General features: G+C 53.3%; 17 protein-coding genes and 3 tRNA genes. 2 read left to right on the top strand and 18 right to left on the bottom strand.

The annotated features are described in order from the left end of the window. From nuoF to CA948_RS08420, 11 genes are all read right to left on the bottom strand, one after another. The gene (gene nuoF, locus CA948_RS08370) at positions 1–1,368 is read right to left on the bottom strand and encodes an NADH-quinone oxidoreductase subunit NuoF (protein ID WP_094197356.1); all 1,368 of its coding nucleotides are present in this window, start codon (positions 1,366–1,368) and stop codon (positions 1–3) included. Continuing rightward, on the bottom strand, positions 1,365–1,859 hold the full coding sequence (gene nuoE, locus CA948_RS08375; RefSeq protein ID WP_026483139.1) for an NADH-quinone oxidoreductase subunit NuoE: 495 nt from the start codon (positions 1,857–1,859) through the stop codon (positions 1,365–1,367). The genes nuoF and nuoE overlap by 4 nt, the downstream gene beginning before the upstream one ends. 29 nt (positions 1,860–1,888) lie before the next feature. Continuing rightward, complete coding sequence (locus tag CA948_RS08380) at positions 1,889–3,142, bottom strand: NADH-quinone oxidoreductase subunit D (protein ID WP_094197357.1); 1,254 nt, start codon at positions 3,140–3,142, stop codon at positions 1,889–1,891. Positions 3,143–3,147: 5 nt separating this feature from the next. Next, entirely contained in the window at positions 3,148–3,759 is a 612-nt protein-coding gene (locus tag CA948_RS08385) for an NADH-quinone oxidoreductase subunit C (RefSeq protein ID WP_042482529.1), read from the bottom strand. 26 nt (positions 3,760–3,785) lie between these two features. After that, positions 3,786–4,262, bottom strand: coding sequence for a NuoB/complex I 20 kDa subunit family protein (locus tag CA948_RS08390; protein WP_003801059.1), 477 nt, complete (start codon positions 4,260–4,262; stop codon positions 3,786–3,788). Between the two features lie 145 nt (positions 4,263–4,407). Further along, entirely contained in the window at positions 4,408–4,767 is a 360-nt protein-coding gene (locus CA948_RS08395) for an NADH-quinone oxidoreductase subunit A (RefSeq protein ID WP_003801061.1), read from the bottom strand. Positions 4,768–5,368: 601 nt separating this feature from the next. Then, complete coding sequence (locus CA948_RS08400) at positions 5,369–6,559, bottom strand: porin (protein ID WP_108727776.1); 1,191 nt, start codon at positions 6,557–6,559, stop codon at positions 5,369–5,371. 610 nt (positions 6,560–7,169) lie between these two features. Beyond that, positions 7,170–7,254 (bottom strand) — tRNA-Leu (locus CA948_RS08405). 224 nt (positions 7,255–7,478) lie between these two features. After that, complete coding sequence (gene secG, locus CA948_RS08410; RefSeq protein ID WP_094197359.1) at positions 7,479–7,886, bottom strand: preprotein translocase subunit SecG; 408 nt, start codon at positions 7,884–7,886, stop codon at positions 7,479–7,481. A gap of 18 nt (positions 7,887–7,904) precedes the next feature. Then, the gene (gene tpiA, locus CA948_RS08415; protein ID WP_108727777.1) at positions 7,905–8,645 is read right to left on the bottom strand and encodes a triose-phosphate isomerase; all 741 of its coding nucleotides are present in this window, start codon (positions 8,643–8,645) and stop codon (positions 7,905–7,907) included. Between the two features lie 159 nt (positions 8,646–8,804). Continuing rightward, positions 8,805–9,779, bottom strand: coding sequence for an NAD(P)H-quinone oxidoreductase (locus CA948_RS08420; RefSeq protein ID WP_108727778.1), 975 nt, complete (start codon positions 9,777–9,779; stop codon positions 8,805–8,807). A gap of 231 nt (positions 9,780–10,010) precedes the next feature. On the opposite strand from CA948_RS08420, the gene CA948_RS08425 reads away from it, so the two are divergent. Both CA948_RS08425 and CA948_RS08430 read left to right on the top strand, forming a co-directional pair. After that, a tRNA-Ser gene (locus CA948_RS08425) sits at positions 10,011–10,100 on the top strand. A 12-nt stretch (positions 10,101–10,112) separates the two neighbouring features. Beyond that, positions 10,113–10,198, top strand: a tRNA-Leu gene (locus CA948_RS08430). Positions 10,199–10,539: 341 nt separating this feature from the next. On the opposite strand, the gene CA948_RS08435 is transcribed toward CA948_RS08430, so the two are convergent. The 7 genes from CA948_RS08435 to ilvB form a co-directional block, all read right to left on the bottom strand. Next, positions 10,540–10,743 carry a hypothetical protein gene (locus CA948_RS08435; RefSeq protein WP_094197362.1) on the bottom strand — a complete coding sequence of 68 codons (204 nt, stop codon included), beginning with the start codon at positions 10,741–10,743 and terminating at the stop codon, positions 10,540–10,542. A 17-nt stretch (positions 10,744–10,760) separates the two neighbouring features. Then, positions 10,761–12,899: a polyribonucleotide nucleotidyltransferase gene (gene pnp / locus CA948_RS08440; protein WP_108727779.1), complete on the bottom strand. Its 2,139-nt coding sequence runs from the start codon at positions 12,897–12,899 to the stop codon at positions 10,761–10,763. Between the two features lie 89 nt (positions 12,900–12,988). Continuing rightward, positions 12,989–13,258, bottom strand: coding sequence for a 30S ribosomal protein S15 (gene rpsO, locus CA948_RS08445; RefSeq protein ID WP_003801068.1), 270 nt, complete (start codon positions 13,256–13,258; stop codon positions 12,989–12,991). 165 nt (positions 13,259–13,423) lie between these two features. Further along, entirely contained in the window at positions 13,424–14,191 is a 768-nt protein-coding gene (gene pssA / locus CA948_RS08450; RefSeq protein ID WP_094197364.1) for a CDP-diacylglycerol--serine O-phosphatidyltransferase, read from the bottom strand. Between the two features lie 407 nt (positions 14,192–14,598). Next, complete coding sequence (gene ilvC / locus CA948_RS08455; RefSeq protein WP_094197365.1) at positions 14,599–15,615, bottom strand: ketol-acid reductoisomerase; 1,017 nt, start codon at positions 15,613–15,615, stop codon at positions 14,599–14,601. A 214-nt stretch (positions 15,616–15,829) separates the two neighbouring features. After that, positions 15,830–16,321 carry an acetolactate synthase small subunit gene (ilvN, locus tag CA948_RS08460; RefSeq protein WP_003801075.1) on the bottom strand — a complete coding sequence of 164 codons (492 nt, stop codon included), beginning with the start codon at positions 16,319–16,321 and terminating at the stop codon, positions 15,830–15,832. 10 nt (positions 16,322–16,331) lie between these two features. Further along, positions 16,332–18,071: a biosynthetic-type acetolactate synthase large subunit gene (gene ilvB, locus CA948_RS08465; RefSeq protein WP_108727780.1), complete on the bottom strand. Its 1,740-nt coding sequence runs from the start codon at positions 18,069–18,071 to the stop codon at positions 16,332–16,334. Positions 18,072–18,105: the final 34 nt, after the last annotated feature.

Consider the following 18,105-nt stretch of genomic DNA (forward strand, 5'->3'; position numbering starts at 1 on the left):
CTACAAATATTGAGGCACCACACAGCCTTTATGCTCGATGTGGTGTGCGAACTCGTCGCGGAAATGCTTAACGAAACTGCGCACCGGCATGGCCGCAGCATCACCCAGGGCGCAAATGGTGCGGCCCATGATGTTGTGTGCGATGTCGTCGAGCATGTCCAGATCTTCCGGACGACCTTGACCGTTCTCGATACGATGCACCATACGCCACAACCAGCCTGTGCCTTCCCGGCACGGCGTACACTGGCCGCAGCTTTCGTGATAGTAAAAATAAGACAGGCGCAGCAGGGACTTGACCATGCAGCGCGTCTCGTCCATCACAATGACAGCGCCCGAACCCAGCATGGAACCCGCCTTGGCAATGGAGTCATAGTCCAGGTTGGTGGCCATCATGATGTCAGCGGGCAAAACGGGCGAGCTGGAACCACCGGGGATCACCGCTTTCAGTTTGCGACCGTCACGCATGCCACCGGCCAGTTCCAGCAAGGTGGCAAAGGGGGTACCCAAAGGCACTTCGTAATTGCCGGGACGCTCTACGTCGCCAGTAATGGAGAAGATCTTGGTGCCACCGGCGTTAGGGATACCTACTTCCAGGTATTCCTGGCCGCTGTTGCGCAGAATCCAGGGTACAGCCGCGAAGGTTTCGGTATTGTTGATGGTCGTTGGCTTGCCGTACAGACCGAAACTGGCTGGAAATGGTGGCTTGAAGCGAGGCTGGCCCTTCTTGCCCTCCAGGGATTCCAGCAATGCGGTTTCTTCACCGCAAATGTAGGCGCCGTAGCCGTGGAACGCATGCAGTTGGAAGCTGAAGTCCGACCCCAGGATCTTGTCACCCAGAAAGCCTGCCGCGCGGGCCTGCTCCAGCGCTTCTTCAAAACGCTGATAGATTTCAAACACTTCACCGTGGATGTAGTTGTAGCCGACGGTAATGCCCATGGCGTAGGCGGCAATGGCCATGCCTTCGATCACGATATGCGGGTTAAAACGCAGAATATCGCGGTCTTTAAAAGTGCCGGGCTCACCCTCGTCAGAGTTACATACCAGGTACTTTTGACCGGGCAAGCTGCGAGGCATGAAGCTCCACTTCAAACCTGATGGGAAACCTGCACCACCACGACCACGTAACGCCGAAGTCTTGACTTCAGCAATCACGTCTTCGGGTTTCATGCCAGTGGTCAATACTTTACGCAGGGCTTCATAGCCACCACGCTTGACGTACTCTTCCAGGCCCCAGTTGTCGCCGTTCAAACCAGCCAGAATCTGTGGCTGAATATGACGATCATGAAAAATCATGCTGCGCGACAGGTCGCCACCAGGGTTAGGTTCCAATCCCTGAGCGAACTTGCGCAGAATGTCCGGTGCAATCATGCCGATTCTCCGTGTGTCTTCAATTCTTCGAGCATGGCATCAATGCGCTCGGCTTCCATGCGCACGCACATGTGCTGATTGTTCAGCAACATGACGGGCGAATCACCACATGAACCCATGCACTCTCCCATGATCAGGGAGAACTGGCCGTCCGCCGTGGTTTCACCATATTCGATACCCAGCTTCTCTTTCAGGTATTCGCCAGCCTTGACGCCATCACGCAGCGCACAGGGCAAGTTGGTGCAAACGGAAATAGTGACGCGACCAACGGGTTTGGTGTGGAACATGTTGTAGAAGGTCGCAACCTCCTGCACCGCGATCGGCTCCACGCCAATGTATTGGGCAACATCCTCGATAATTTCTGGCGATACCCAGCCTTTTTCCTGCTGGGCAATGGCCAGGGAGGCCATGATGGCAGAGCGACGTTGATCTGCCGGGAACTTGCTCAGTTCCTTATCTATCTGTTGGTAGGCTTTTTCGGAAAGCAACATAATTCGGTTCCGTTTTTCCAGGCGCGACCTTAACGGTCGATCTCGCCAAACACAATGTCCTGCGTACCGATGATCGTGACCGCGTCAGCAATCATGTGACCGCGGCTCATTTCATCGAGGGCCTGCAAGTGGACGAAGCCCGGAGCACGGATCTTCATGCGGTAAGGCTTGTTGCCGCCGTCAGATACCAGATAAATGCCAAACTCGCCCTTGGGATGCTCCACACCGGCATACACTTCGCCAGTCGGCACGTGCATCCCTTCGGAGAACAGTTTGAAATGGTGGATCAGGTCCTCCATCCCGGTTTTCATGCGTTCGCGCGACGGCGGCGCCACTTTGTGGTTATCCGTGATGACAGGGCCGGGGTTGTTGCGCAGCCACTGCACACACTGACGGATGATGCGGTTACTCTCGCGCATTTCTGCGATACGAACCAGGTAACGGTCGTAAGAGTCACCGTTGCGACCCACAGGAATATCAAACTCGACGCGGTCGTAGACTTCGTAGGGCTGCATCTTGCGCAGATCCCACTCCACGCCCGAACCACGCAGCATGGGGCCGGTAAAGCCCAGCGCCTTGGCGCGATCAGCGTCGACCACACCTACGCCCACCAAACGCTGCTTCCAGATACGGTTATCGGTCAGCAAGGTCTCGTACTCGTCAACACAAGCAGGGAAACGGTTGGTGAAGTCTTCAATGAAATCCAGCAAGGAACCTGAACGCGCTTCGTTCATGGCTTTCAGTTCTTTGTCGGAGCGGTATTTGTTGGCCTTGTACTGGGGCATGCTGCCGGGCAGATCACGGTACACGCCACCTGGACGGTAGTAAGCTGCGTGCAAACGAGCACCGGAGACCGCTTCGTAGCAGTCCATCAGGTCTTCGCGCTCGCGAAAGGCGTACAGAAACACGGCCATGGCACCCACGTCCAGCGCATGCGAACCCACGGACATCAGGTGGTTCAGAATGCGAGTGATCTCGTCAAACATGACGCGGATGTACTGGGCACGCAAAGGCACCTGCACACCGACCAGACGCTCCACAGCCATACAGTAGGCGTGTTCATTCACCATCATGGACACATAGTCCAAGCGGTCCATATAAGGCAGGGTTTGCAGAAAAGTGCGGTTTTCGGCCAGTTTCTCGGTGGCGCGGTGCAACAGACCAATATGAGGGTCAGCACGCTGAATAACTTCGCCGTCCAGCTCAAGCACCAAACGCAACACACCGTGTGCGGCGGGGTGCTGAGGACCAAAGTTCAGGGTGTAGTTTTGAATTTCTGCCATGATGCTTATCGCCCAATTCCGTAATCATCCTCGCGCACCACACGTGGCGTGATCTCACGCGGCTCGATGGTGACGGGCTGGTAAATGACCCGCTTCTGCTCGGTGTCATAGCGCATTTCGACGTAGCCGGAGATGGGGAAGTCTTTGCGGAACGGATGGCCGATGAAACCGTAGTCGGTCAGGATGCGACGCAGATCAGGGTGGTTCTCGAAAATAATGCCGTACAGGTCAAACGCCTCGCGCTCGAACCAGTTCACCGAAGGCCAGACCTCGAACAGGGTTGGCAAAGCGGGGAAATCGTCGTTTGGCACAAAGCAGCGCACACGCAAACGCCAGTTGTGCTTCAAGGACATCAAGTGCAACACAACAGCAAAGCGGTGGGGAAACTGAGCCGATGCAGCCTGATAGGTGGGTGCTTTCCAGGCGGAATAATCAATCCCGCACAAATCAATACAGGTCTCAAAGCGCAAGTCAGCGTGGTCACGCAGCAGTGTGCAGGTATCGAGCCATGCATCAACCGGCACTTCCAAAGTGAGTTCATTGCGCGCTTGCGTCAACGCAGCCTGCTCACCAAGAATAGAGAGCAAGTTGGTTTTTAAAGTTTCTAGCCGTGTCATAGTCTTGTTTAGCCTGTTCTAACCGTTCAGCGTGCGATGGTATTGGTCAAACGGATCTTGTTCTGCATTTGGAGCAAGCCGTAAACCAAAGCCTCAGCGGTTGGAGGACAGCCCGGCACGTACACGTCTACCGGCACGATGCGGTCACAGCCGCGCACAACCGAGTAAGAGTAGTGGTAGTAACCGCCACCATTGGCACAGGAGCCCATGGAAACAACCCAGCGTGGCTCAGCCATCTGGTCGTACACCTTGCGCAAGGCAGGCGCCATCTTGTTGCACAGAGTGCCCGCCACAATCATCAAGTCAGATTGACGAGGGCTGGGACGAAAAATAATGCCAAACTGGTCCAGGTCATAACGAGCCGCACCAGCGTGCATCATTTCCACTGCACAACAGGCCAGACCAAATGTCATGGGCCACATGGACCCTGTTTTTGCCCAGTTCAGAAACTTGTCTGCACTGGTCGTCACAAAACCTTCTTTGAGAATGCCGTCGATAGCCATAGTAGTTGCCTTTTGCCGGATCAGAGCCTGGGAAGCCCCGGCCTATCCTGTTGCTGACCAAACCCGCTGTCATCAAGACGCATCCTCGTGCCCCTTATGCCCAGCAGCAGACGCGAAAACCCCGACAGGGTTCTCTATGAATGGGTTATTCCCAATCCAGAGCGCCTTTTTTCCATTCGTAGATAAAACCGACCGTCAAAACGGCCAGGAACGCCATAACGGTCCAGAAACCGACCAGGCCTACTGTTCCATTGGCCATAGCCCAGGGAAACAGAAAAGCGATTTCCAGATCGAACATGATGAACAGAATCGCGATCAGGTAGTAACGAATGTCCACCTTCATGCGCGAATCGCCGAATGCTTCAAAACCGCATTCGTAAGGAGAGAGCTTTTCAGCATCGGGCCGGTTAGGACCGAGCACTCGACCGACCAAAAGTAAAGCCAGGCCAATCCCAGTGGCAACGATGATAAATAGCAAAACGGGAAAGTACTCTTGCAGGTTCATGCAAAGCATCCAATCGCAGTAAATAAACTCTTGGATTGTAGCATTTTGAGAGCACAGTTTTGGGGGATAACCCCAAAGCATTACATCTATGCGCGGGTGTTGCACCCACGCCGCAAAAACTGTCAGCTACCTGACTGGAAACCCTTCAACTATTGATTATTTATTCTATTAAGGGTTGCGATTGTAGACCTCAATTAAACATCTTACTCGTTTTTGTAAGGTAAATGTCAGCCACCAAGCAGAAGAAAAGGAATTTTTCATGCTTATTTTGTAAGCAAGCCAAACAAGACCAAGCAGTCGCAACGTCTGTTAGACGGACTTAGCACGCACTCCAGCTGCAGCCCCAGACCCTACACCACAACAACAGAGCACTACCCCAAGAAACCCACAACCTTAACTCAACAGCAAACACATACCAACACACTCATCAACACGAGCAGCAAAACCAAATAAAGCCCCTATAGCCCAAACGGACTTCAACAGACACCTCAAAAAACGGAAATAAAAAAGCCATCCCGAAGGATGGCTTTTTATACTTCTGCAGTTCAGGCGAATCCGAAAATTCGCCTTTCGCAACGCGTAGGCAAGCTACGCGAAACGATTAGAACTGGTGACGCAGACCAACGCCGATCAGAGTCGACTTAGCATCAGGCATGAAGTACACGTTCTTGGCGTAGGAACCAATTGCGTACACGTTCGTGCGCTTGCTCAGTGGGTGGCTGTAACCCAGGCTGAAGGTGTGCTGTTTCTTCATTTCCCACGACAGCGTGGAGTTAGCCAGTGCATCTGGAGCCGAACGAGGATCAGCCATCGTCCAGGAACCCATCACAGTACCGGCACCCACTGGAGCGGACAAACCGACCAAGTAGGAGTTAACTTTCAGGCCGTCCAGGCTGTTCAAGCCATTGGCAAGCATTGCATCACCCAAACCAAAACCGCTGTAGGATTGAGCAGCGAACAAACCGTCACGGGTTTGACCGAAAGCCAAGTAAGCCTTCACAACTTCAAAGTCGTAGCTACCACCGATGTTCCAGGACTTAACAGTGTCACCACCGCTAACTGGACCATTCACAACAGCACGGCTTTCAGCAGTTTTGTACTGATCGTATGTCAGAGCAACACCGATAGGGCCGTTAACGTAACGCAGACCGGTGGTCACGGCGCGCTGGTTGCGCTCCAGACCATCATTAATGTTGTTAACTTCGTTAATCTTAGCGACTTGAGAGCCATCAGTGTTGAAAGAGTAACCAACGCCGAACTGGAAGCCGGAGAAGTTAGGGGTTTGGTACATGACCATGTTGTCGTAACGAGCGGTGTTAGCGGCTGTGAAAGCACCACCGATGTTAGCTTGGTCGAAACCACCGCCGAAAGGATCGGCTACGCCTGGCAAGTACTTGGAGGCGATGTTAGTTTGACGACCGAAGTCCAGTTGACCCCAGCTGTCACCAGCCAGACCCAAAGTGGCGTGACGACCGAACAGACGGCCACCTTGAGCGGACTTACCGGTGGACAGGTCAAAGCCGCTTTCCAGTTGGAATACAGCGCGCAGGCCATCGCCCAGATCTTCGGAACCTTTCAGACCCCAGCGGTTGCCCGACTGGATGCCGTTGATCATACCGGTTTTCTTCTGTTCGTAAGAACCACCGGCGCCGTTAACGTAGGTTTCAGTAGCTTTGAATTTTTGGTAACCGATACCACCGTCCAGAATACCGTACAGGGTGACAGACGTTTCTGCGTGTGCGACGCCAGCGAAGCCGGCCATCAGAGCAGCAGCGAGCAGAGTCTTTTTCATGTAAGAAATCTCCGTAGATTTGAGTAAATCAGAGCAGCCCAACTACAACAGTGCTGCTGCTCTTTCTAACTCCGCGATGGGAAGTTAACGCTATTGCATCAAAATTCCCGTCGCTTGACTACGAAACCCTTCGGAAACGTGAATCTTTGTACACAGCTTGTTGGCTATACACAACAAAAACCCACTTACAGCGGCTTTCCAAGCCACCTCAACCTAGAGCGACGATTAGCAAGCTAAAGCCAAAACCCTCTTAAGAACTTGCTTTAACTTCTGCTGGCAATCGGTCGCCAATACTGGCTCTATGGAAACACAACAAAAAAACAAACCCTGCCGCCTAACTAGAAGCAAGCCTCCAAAGCCCATCCCAAACTCGGGACACCCAAAGCAGTGATCACAGCAATTTCTCATATTATGAGAAATGGAGATTTAACAAAACTCAGAACGTACCGACTCAGTCGAAACCCCTTTCAAACCAGAACAAACACCCCAAAACCCTACAATTTGAGCAAGACACTAAGCACCAAAAAAATGGCAAAAAAAAACCTGCCCTTTTCAGGATCAGGTTTTATTTTCAGGCTCTGCAATCACAAAGCCTTCTTACTGTTTAGTTTGGTGCCGACGACGAGACTCGAACTCGTACAGCTTTCGCCACTACCCCCTCAAGATAGCGTGTCTACCAATTCCACCACGTCGGCAAGCAATCAAGACAGCGATATTAGCATGACAAAAGTAAGACTGTCAGTACAAAACCAGCCCAAACACCCAAAAAAGCCCGTACTCAGGCATATTTTGCATAAACGTCACTAAATAAATGAAGCCCGCCTTAAAGCGGGCTTCGATATCGCACCTTCAGATCCTGCGCGTGACCTTTGTGAGCCCTTATAGAGAGAGCGACAAGAACCCCACAAATAGGCCAGACTTACTCAGCAGCAGGAACTGCTGGCGCGCTTGGTTCAGGGGCTGCCGAAGGAACCGCTGCAGGTACAGAAGCCGCTGGCGCAGGAACCGAAGCAGCACCCGATGAAGCTGCACCAGGCACAGAGGATTCATACCCCTGCATCACACCCGCATCCGCTTTTTGGGCTGGGTGATGAGCTACCCAAGCCAAACCGCCAGTAGACACAAAAAAGACAATTGCCGCCCATTTGGTCATGCGCGACAAAAAGTTGGCCGCACCTGCTGCGCCGAACACACTACCCGCCGAGCCACCACCAAAGGCCGAGCCCATATCAGCGCCCTTGCCTTGCTGCAGCAGAACCAGACCAATAATCAACAGCGAGGAGATAACCTGCACCGCCATCAGAACGGAAGACATCCAATCTTGCATTTAAAGACTCCAGACCCTTTAAGCGGCCACAATACGTAAAAATTCCTGTGCATCCAAAGACGCACCACCCACCAAGGCACCATCAATATCCGGCATGGCAAACAGCTCTGCGGCATTATCCGCTTTCACACTGCCACCGTACAAAATACGCAACTGATCCGATTCCATGTAGGTACGAATCTGCTGATGCATTTGCTGCGCTTGCTCCGGCGTTGCGGTCAGACCCGTACCAATCGCCCAGACCGGCTCATAGGCCAGCACCAGTTTGGAAACCACCTCGGCCCCAAGAGCCTTGATAGGTTCGAGTTGATCTTGCACCACACAGGTTTCCTGCCCCGCCTCACGATCGGCCAACTGCTCGCCAATACAGACAATCGGCGTCAAGCCCGCATCCAGTGCCGCAATAACTTTGGCGGCGACTTGAGCACTGCTTTCCTGATGATACTGACGACGTTCGGAATGCCCGACAATCACCCAACGACAACCCACATCAACCAGCATTGCCGCCGAGATCTCCCCGGTATACGCCCCCTTGGCGTGGACACTGACATCTTGAGCACCGACCGCGATGGTCGAATCTTTCAAGATACCTGCCACCTGGGACAAATACACATAAGGAACGCATACAAGCACATCACAATCTGCCTGAGCATCAGGCTGAACGAGCAGTTCTTGCAGCAGACGGCTGTTGCCATCAAGCGAGCCATTTAATTTCCAATTACCCGCAACCAGTCGTTTACGCGAAGAATGTACGCTCATTGCTCCCTTGATGCCAGTCAAAAAGTTACACCAACGCCCACAATCAAGGCGCAGCTAACCGACTATTGTAGCGTGAGCGAATCCATTTCGCGCATATTTAGCAGAAAATTCATTTCAACACGATAAGAAAAGGGGCGGCCACGCCACCCCTCGCAGCTTTTAAGGAATAAGAATGATCTTGCCCACCTGCTCACCCGCCTCCATCATGGCGTGCGCTTCACTGGCTTTTTCCAGAGGGAAAGTGGCGTGAATCAAGGGGCGAACCTGCCCTGCTTCCAGCAAAGGCCAGACTCGCGCTTTCAGCGCCTGAGCCAGTTGCGCCTTGAACTCTACAGAACGAGAGCGCAAGGTTGAGCCGGTAATAGTCAGACGACGACGTAGAATCTCACCACAATTAATCGTGGCCTTCACCCCACCCAGCAAAGCAATAATGACGATACGGCCGTCATCGGCCAGGCACGTCAAATCCCGGTTGATGTAATCACCAGAAACCATATCCAGAATCACATCCACGCCACGATCACCTGTTTTGCTCTTGATGACGTCTTCGTAAACCTCGGTTTTGTAGTTGATACCAATCCCGCCCAGACGATTAATGGCCTCTACGCGCTCGTCGCTACCAGCCGTGGCATACACCGTATGCCCCAAAGCCACCGCCAACTGAATGGCTGTCGTTCCAATGCCACTGGCACCACCATGAACCAGCAAGGTTTCGCCCTTGCTCAATTGGCCACGCTCAAACACATTGCTCCAGACCGTAAAGAAGGTTTCTGGCAGGCCCGCCGCTTCAAGCAAGCTGAAACCCGCAGGAATAGGCAAGCACTGCTGTACTGGCACCACACAATATTCGGCATAGCCACCACCAGTAACCAACGCACAGACCTGATCACCAATCTTGAACTCACTACCCTGCACATCGCCCGATACGATTTCACCGGCCAGTTCCAGACCAGGAATATCAGAGGCACCAGCCGGTGGCGGGTAAGCGCCTGCTCGTTGCAAGACGTCCGGACGGTTCACGCCCGCCGCCAGCACCTTGACCAGCACCTCACCAGGACCTGTTTGTGGCATGGGGCGCTCGCCCACTCGCAACACTTCCGGCTTTCCAAACTCGGTAATCTCCACAACTCGCATACCTACTCCCTAATCTCTAGACTATTTTTTCCAGCGCGGCCAAAAGACAAACAACAAAAAGCCACCTTACTTGCTGCAATCTATCACAGGCACTGGTATCAACACCCCTATTCCTGCCATGAAAACAGATTATTTCCATGACGTTGGCAAATTTATACGTTACACTTTAAGGCTTTCCTGGCCGCCGTGCTTTTCACACGAAGAGCGTGCCGGGAAAAAGCCCAAGGAATAGGAAGCGTGCCAGAGCGGTTGAATGGACCGGTCTTGAAAACCGGCGATGGGGTAACCCATCCGTGAGTTCGAATCTCACCGCTTCCGCCATCATCTCCCGCTGCATCCATGGCGGAATTGGTAGACGCAAGGGACTTAAAATCCCTCGATCTTTGATCGTGCCGGTTCGATTCCGGCTGGATGCACCAAATATTCACGATAGCTGGCAGATCTCTTTGCCCACCATAAAAACCTCGGTTTTTATTCGCTCGTGACAAATAAGTACCAATCAAAAAAGCTCGCTTCAAAGCGGGCTTTTTTGCGTCCTGCCTGAAAACCAATCCAAGCCATCGCCCTGCAACCGCCACCTGAACCTGACCGACTGTTTATCCCTCCGCTCCGTAAAGCCTCTCCAGCCCCTACTGGACCGAAACCGCCCCAAGAAACAAACAGCTCAGAAATAGCGAACCAACAACAAGCAAAGTCACAGCCACAACTACAACTACAACTACAACTACAACTACAACTACAACTACAACTACAACTAAGGCTACGACTGAAACCACTGGCATAACAAGCACAGGTACAGGTACAGGTACAGGTACAGGTACAGGTACAGGTACAGGTACAGGTACAGGTACAGGTACAGCACCAACAGATTACCCTCCAGCTCCTGACACAACCCAATACGCAGCCCCTCTCCCAAAAAGCAGCCAAACGCAAAAAACCCGCCTTTCGGCGGGTTTTTCTTCATGCAGACTGCAAACGCTATCAGGAAGCAGCAGGAGCGGCTGGGCCGCCTTGGGCTTCAATACCGCCGATTGCCTTGATCGACAGACGCAGACGACCTTTCTCGTCAGCTTCGATGACCTTGACCTTAACAACCTGACCCACTTTCAGCACGTCATTGATGTTGGCGATACGGTAGTTGGCAATCTCGGAGATATGCAGCAAACCATCACGGCCTGGCAGCACTTGCACAATCGCACCAAAGTCCAGCAAGCGCATCACGGGGCCTTCGTATTCCTGACCCACTTCAACTTCGGCGGTCAGTTCTTTGATACGACGCTCGGCTTCGCGGGCCTTGTCCAGATCGGCGCTGGCGATCGTGATGGTACCGTCATCCGAAATATCGATCTGTGTACCGGTTTCTTCGGTCAGAGCACGGATGGTGGCACCACCCTTACCAATCACGTCACGAATCTTCTCGGGGTTGATCTTCACGGTCAGCATGCGAGGGGCGAATTCGGACATCTCGGTACGGGAACCGTCGATGGATTCTTTCATCTTGCCCAGGATGTGCATACGGCCTTCGTGAGCCTGAGCCAATGCAACCTGCATGATTTCCTTGGTGATGCCCTGGATCTTGATGTCCATCTGCAAAGCAGTAATACCTTTCTCGGTACCGGCAACCTTGAAGTCCATATCGCCCAGGTGATCTTCGTCACCCAGAATGTCGGTCAGCACAGCAAACTTGTTGCCTTCCTTGATCAGACCCATGGCCACACCAGCCACGTGATCCTGCACAGGCACACCAGCGTCCATCATGGACAGAGAGCCACCACACACGGATGCCATGGAGGAGGAACCGTTAGATTCAGTGATCTCGGACACCACGCGGATGGAGTACTGGAAATCTTCAGCGGCTGGCAGCAAGGGCGTCAAAGCACGCTTGGCCAGACGACCGTGACCGATTTCACGACGCTTGGGAGCGCCAAAACGGCCAGCTTCGCCGGTGGCGAACGGAGGCATGTTGTAGTGCATCATGAAGCGATCGCGGTATTCACCCATGATCGAATCAATGATCTGCTCGTCTTGCTTAGTACCCAGGGTGGTCACCACCAATGCCTGAGTTTCGCCACGCGTGAACAAGGCGCTACCGTGAGCACGGGGCAGAACGCCCAGACGGATGCTGATAGGACGAACGGTACGGGTGTCGCGACCGTCAATACGGGACTCACCGCTCAAGATGCGCGAACGCACGATCTTGCTTTCCAGGTCGAACATCATGTTTTCGACGGCAACCATATCAGGCAGGGCCTGACCGGCGGCTTCAGCTTGAGCCTTGACCGTTTCTTTAACTTGAGCGTAAACAGCGCGCACTTGCTCGGTACGAGCCTGTTTTTCGCGAGTTTGGTAGGCTTGTGTCAGGCCCTCTTCAGCGGCAGCGGTTACCGCAGCCAACAGGCTTTCGTTAACAGCAGCAGGCTGCCAATCCCACTCGGGCTTGCCAGCTTCTTCAACCAGTTCGTGAATGCAGTTGATGGCTGCTTGCATTTGCTCGTGAGCAAACACCACACCACCCAGCATGATCTCTTCAGACAATTGCTTGGCTTCGGACTCAACCATCAGCACAGCTTGTTCGGTACCGGCCACAACCAGATCCAGAGCCGAGGATTTCAGCTGAGTGGCGGATGGGTTCAGCACGTACTGGCCATCAACGTAACCCACGCGAGCAGCGCCCACAGGACCGTTGAAAGGAATGCCGGAAATAGCCAGGGCAGCCGAGGCACCAATCATGGCAGCGATATCAGGATCAATTTCGGGATTGACCGATACCGTGTGAATAATGACCTGAACTTCGTTGTAGAAGCCTTCAGGAAACAGAGGGCGCAGTGGGCGGTCGATCAAGCGAGAGATCAGGATTTCGCGCTCGGACTGACGGCCTTCACGCTTGAAGAAACCACCAGGGATCTTGCCAGCGGAGTAGGTTTTTTCGACGTAATCAACGGTCAGAGGGAAAAAATCCTGACCTGCTTTCGCTTCACTTTTGCCAACAACAGTGGCCAACACAACCGTGTCTTCAATCGAAACCAGCACGGCACCTGACGCCTGACGTGCGATTTCGCCGGTTTCCAGAACGACGGTATGTTCGCCGTACTGGAAAGACTTGGTGACTTTATTGAACATTAGGAGAATCCTTACAATAAAAAAACCGTGCACACAGCGAAACCAGTTCGCCGAATGCACGGTTGTTTAGCGGGGAGCCAGCCCCGGTATCACTTACGCAGACCGAGTTTTTCGATCAAAGCACGGTAAGCGTCTGGATTACGACCTTTCAGGTAATCCAGCAATTTGCGACGACGGCTAACCATGCGCAACAGACCACGACGGGAGTGGTGATCTTTGTTGTGAGCCTTGAAGTGGCCAGTCAATTCGTTGATGCGAGCGGTCAGCAAAGCCACTTGCACTTCTGGGGAGCCTGTATCGCCTTGTTTACGCTGAAACTCGGAAACGATATCGACTTTTTTGATATCTGCAACTGCCATTTTATTTAGCCTCTAAGACTTGCGTTAGGACCGAGGTGCCCTAACGTGTTGAAAATGAAATTGAACGCACCAGACCACAGGGTCCGATGCAAGCAAATGATTATAGCTAAAAACTGGAGAAGGCGTTAAGCATTTCGACCTGAAAACCCGCGCAAGCCGAGTATTTTAGTTGTTTCCACGCCGAAGTCGTGCCAAGGCTCGGGCCCGACGCCAGCGCCAGGCCATAACGAACCAACCCGACAAACCATACAGGCAGAACAAGCCAAACAGGAACACAGGGGGATCAGTAGAGACAAACACAAAGACCAGCACAAAAAGCAGCATGGCCCAGAACGGTACGCTACGGCTGACCGCAAAGGACTTGCCACTATAGAAAGGCGCATTGGACACCATGGCCAGACCGGCATAAATGGTCAAGCCAAAGGCAACCCAGGGAATGACGTTCACTTGCAAGGACAGCTTGTTGTCCACGGCCAGCCAAACAAAGCCGGCCACCAGCGCAGCAGCGGCCGGGCTTGGCAAACCCTGGAAAAAGCGCTTGTCGACCACTTCAATATTGGTATTGAAACGAGCCAGGCGCAATGCTCCACCGGCCACGTAAATAAAGGCAGCCAACCATCCCCAGCGCCCCAAACCCTGCATGGCCCAGACATACATGACCAGCGCGGGTGCTGCACCAAAAGAAATCATGTCAGCCATGGAGTCGTACTGCTCGCCAAAGGCGGACTGGGTGTTGGTTAAACGAGCGACCCGCCCATCCATGCCATCAAATACCAGCGCCAGGAAAATGGCGATGGCCGCCGCTTCAAAACGGCCATTCATGGCCTGCACAACGGCATAAAACCCCGCAAACAGATTGGCGGTCGTAAATGCGTTGGGCAGAAGATAGATGCTACGCCGACGACGTGTTTCATCATTGAGCAAATTGGGCATAATTTATGCTTTAAGAGTTGTTGCTAAGGACTGAACACTCAAATGTAGCATTGTCCACAAAGCTACAGAGTGCGAATAATTCCAGCAAATATAAGCCAGAGCGAACAGAAATGGCCAAGGGGCCTGCGGCCAGGGAGTTCGCGGATAAATAATGGATTTTATCGAACCCGCTTGCGCGCCACCCCGACAGGGGCACGATAGACCAATCAAGCACTGCATTTTATCGCGCCCTCACCAATACGGCTATAAGACGAGAACAAGGCGCTTCCACGCTTGCTTTTAGCCCAAGCAGAAGCTGCGTTGAAGGTCAAATTCTTGCAGCAATAAAAAACCGGCTGACGCCGCAAGACGTCAGCCGGTTCAGGTTCAAGACCAGGACAGCTTATGGAACTGCCCCGATATCAAACTTAGTTCTTGGACTTATCAACCAGCTTGTTAGCGGCAATCCAAGGCATCATGGAGCGCAGCTTGCTACCCACTTGCTCGATCTGCGATTCGGCGTTGATACGACGACGCGAGATCAGAGTAGGAGCGCCAGCGGCGTTTTCCAGGATGAAGTTCTTGGCGTACACACCAGTCTGGATGTCTTCCAGGCACTGACGCATGGCTTTGCGGGTTTCGTCGGTAACAATCTTCGGACCGGTCTCGTATTCGCCGTATTCAGCGTTGTTGGAGATCGAGTAGTTCATGTTGGCGATACCGCCTTCGTAGATCAAGTCCACGATCAGCTTGAGCTCGTGCAAGCACTCGAAGTAAGCCATTTCAGGAGCGTAACCCGCGTCAACCAGCGTGTCGAAGCCAGCCTTGATCAGCTCAACTGCACCACCGCACAGAACAGCCTGTTCGCCGAACAAGTCGGTTTCGGTTTCTTCGCGGAAGTTGGTTTCGATGATACCGGCACGGCCACCACCGTTAGCGGATGCGTAAGACAGAGCCACGTCGCGAGCAGCGCCGGTCTTGTCCTGGTACACAGCGATCAGGTGAGGAACACCGCCGCCTTGGCTGTAAGTACCGCGAACGGTGTGACCTGGAGCCTTGGGAGCAATCATGATGACGTCGATATCGTCACGTGGCACAACTTGGCCGTAGTGAACGTTAAAGCCGTGAGCAAATGCCAGAGCAGCGCCGGGCTTGATGTTTTCAGCAACCTGGTTGCGGTAAACCTCAGCAATGTTTTCGTCAGGCAACAAGATCATGACGACATCAGCACCCTTGACGGCCTCAGCCACTTCCTGAACTTTCAGGCCAGCATTCTCGGCTTTGCTCCAGGAGGCGCCGCCTTTACGCAGACCAACAACCACGTTCACGCCGGATTCGTGCAGGTTCAGGGCGTGGGCGTGGCCTTGCGAGCCGTAACCGATGATGGCAACGGTCTTGCCTTTGATCAGGGAAAGATCACAATCCTTGTCGTAGAAAACTTTCATTTCAGGTGCTCCAAATTTAATAATTTCGCTTAAACAGCAATTCGAGAATGGCCGCTCATGCAGCAGCGGCACAAAAAAGACCTTGACTCATTACTTCCAGAACAGGCCACCGCGGTCTACACAGCACCAGGCCGTGTTTACCCTTTACAAGGAGCCGCCTTGAAAAGCAGCCCCCTGAATAAAAGCGGTAATTATGTCCTGAAAAAGCCTTGGCTTACAGCTTTAAGACACGTTCGCCACGGCTGACACCAGAGACCCCGGTGCGCACTGTTTCAAGAATGGCCGTACGATCCAGCGCATTGATGAAAGCAGCAATTTTGTCTTGAACACCGGTCAGTTCGATGGTGTATGTCTTGTCCGTAACATCAATGATGCGGCCACGGAAAATATCCGCCATGCGCTTCATCTCTTCACGTTCCTTGCCCACCGCCCGCACTTTGATCAGCATGAGTTCACGCTCGATGTGAGGGCCTTCGGACAGATCCACCACCTTGACCACGTCAACCAGACGATTCAAGTGCTTGGTGATCTGCTCGATGACGTCGTCCGCCCCTCGGGTAACGATCGTCATGCGAGACAGGGTGTCGTCCTCGGTTGGAGCAACCGTCAAGGTCTCGATGTTATAGCCACGGGCCGAAAACAGGCCGACCACACGGGACAGTGCGCCGGGCTCGTTTTCCAGAAGGATAGAAATGACGTGTTTCATGGTTCTCTCCTTACAGATCGTCCGGGCCCAAAAGCATTTCTGTCAGGCCGCGGCCTGCTTTCACCATCGGGAACACGTTTTCGGTTTGATCCGTGATGAAGTTCAGAAATACCAGGCGGTCTTTGTGCGTGGTGAAGGCTTCGCGAATAGCGGGGACCACATCGGCGGGCTTGTCGATCTCCAGACCCACGTGACCATAGCTTTCCACCAGTTTGACAAAGTCAGGCAGTGCATCCACATAGGACTCGGAATAACGCGAGCCGTAGTCGATTTGCTGCCACTGGCGCACCATGCCCAAATAACGATTGTTCAGGCAAAGAACCTTGGGGCTCAAGCGGTACTGTTTACACGTAGACAGTTCCTGGATGTTCATCTGGATAGAACCTTCACCCGTGATGACCGCAACATCCTGGCCAGGGTTGGCCATTTGCACACCCATTGCGTAAGGCAAGCCTACGCCCATCGTGCCCAGGCCACCGGAATTGATCCAGCGACGGGGCTTATTGAATTTGTAGTACTGAGCCGCCCACATCTGATGCTGTCCTACGTCGGAGGTCACGAAAGCGTTGCCGCCCGTCACTTCCCACAGGGATTCCACCACGTATTGCGGCTTGATCAGTTCGTCCGACTTGGCGTAGGCCAAGGAGTTCTTGCCACGCCAGACATTGATCTGTTTCCACCAGTCGTTCAAGGAAGGCGGGTTTTGCGCTTCCTGACGGCTTTGCGCTTCCTGACGGCTTTGCGCATACAGCTCGTTGAGCTCGGTCAGCACGTCTTTAACACAGCCTACGATAGGCACATCCACTTTCACGCGCTTGGAGATCACGGAGGGATCAATATCAATATGAATGATCTTGCGTGGATTCTGACCAAAGTGACGGGTATTGCCGATCACGCGGTCATCAAACCGTGCACCGACAGCGACCAGAACGTCGCAATGCTGCATGGTCATATTGGCTTCGTAGGTACCGTGCATGCCAGGCATGCCGATGTACTGGTCGGCCGTGCCTGGATAAGCGCCCAGCCCCATCAAGGTAGTCGTGCACGGAGCACCGCTTAACTTGACCAGCTCATTGAGCTCGTTTTCGGCATTACCCAGCACCACGCCACCACCGACGTAAATCAGTGGGCGCTCGGCGCTATTGAGAATCTGGACGGCTTTCTTGATCTGCCCCTGGTGGCCTTTGGTCACAGGCGCGTAGGAGCGCATCTTGACCTCGCCACGCTTGGGCGTGTATTTACACGTTGCGGTCGTAATATCTTTGGGGATATCAATCAGCACAGGACCAGGGCGGCCCGTCGTGGCAATGAAAAATGCCTTGCGAATGGTATCGGCCAAATCACGAACATCGCGCACCAAAAAGTTGTGCTTGACGCAAGGGCGGGTGATACCGATGGCATCACATTCCTGGAAAGCATCTTCACCAATTGCCTGGGTGCTGACCTGTCCACTGATGATGACCATCGGAATGGAGTCCAGGTAAGCGGTTGCAATACCGGTGACAGCATTGGTGACGCCCGGGCCACTGGTTACCAGTGCCACACCCACTTTTTGAGACGAACGGGAATAGGCATCCGCAGCATGAACAGCGGCCTGTTCATGGCGCACAAGAATGTGCTGGAAGCGGTCCTGCTTGAAGATTGCGTCGTAGATATAGAGAACGGCACCACCCGGATAACCGAAAACGTGTTCCACGCCTTCGTCCGCGAGCGTGCGCACGACAATATCTGCGCCATTTAATTCAGACATGAGTTTTCCTTTCAGTCTTGCTCTGCAATATCGA

The sequence above is a fragment of the Alcaligenes aquatilis genome (assembly GCF_003076515.1).
Taxonomy (GTDB): Bacteria; Pseudomonadota; Gammaproteobacteria; order Burkholderiales; family Burkholderiaceae_B; genus Alcaligenes; species Alcaligenes aquatilis.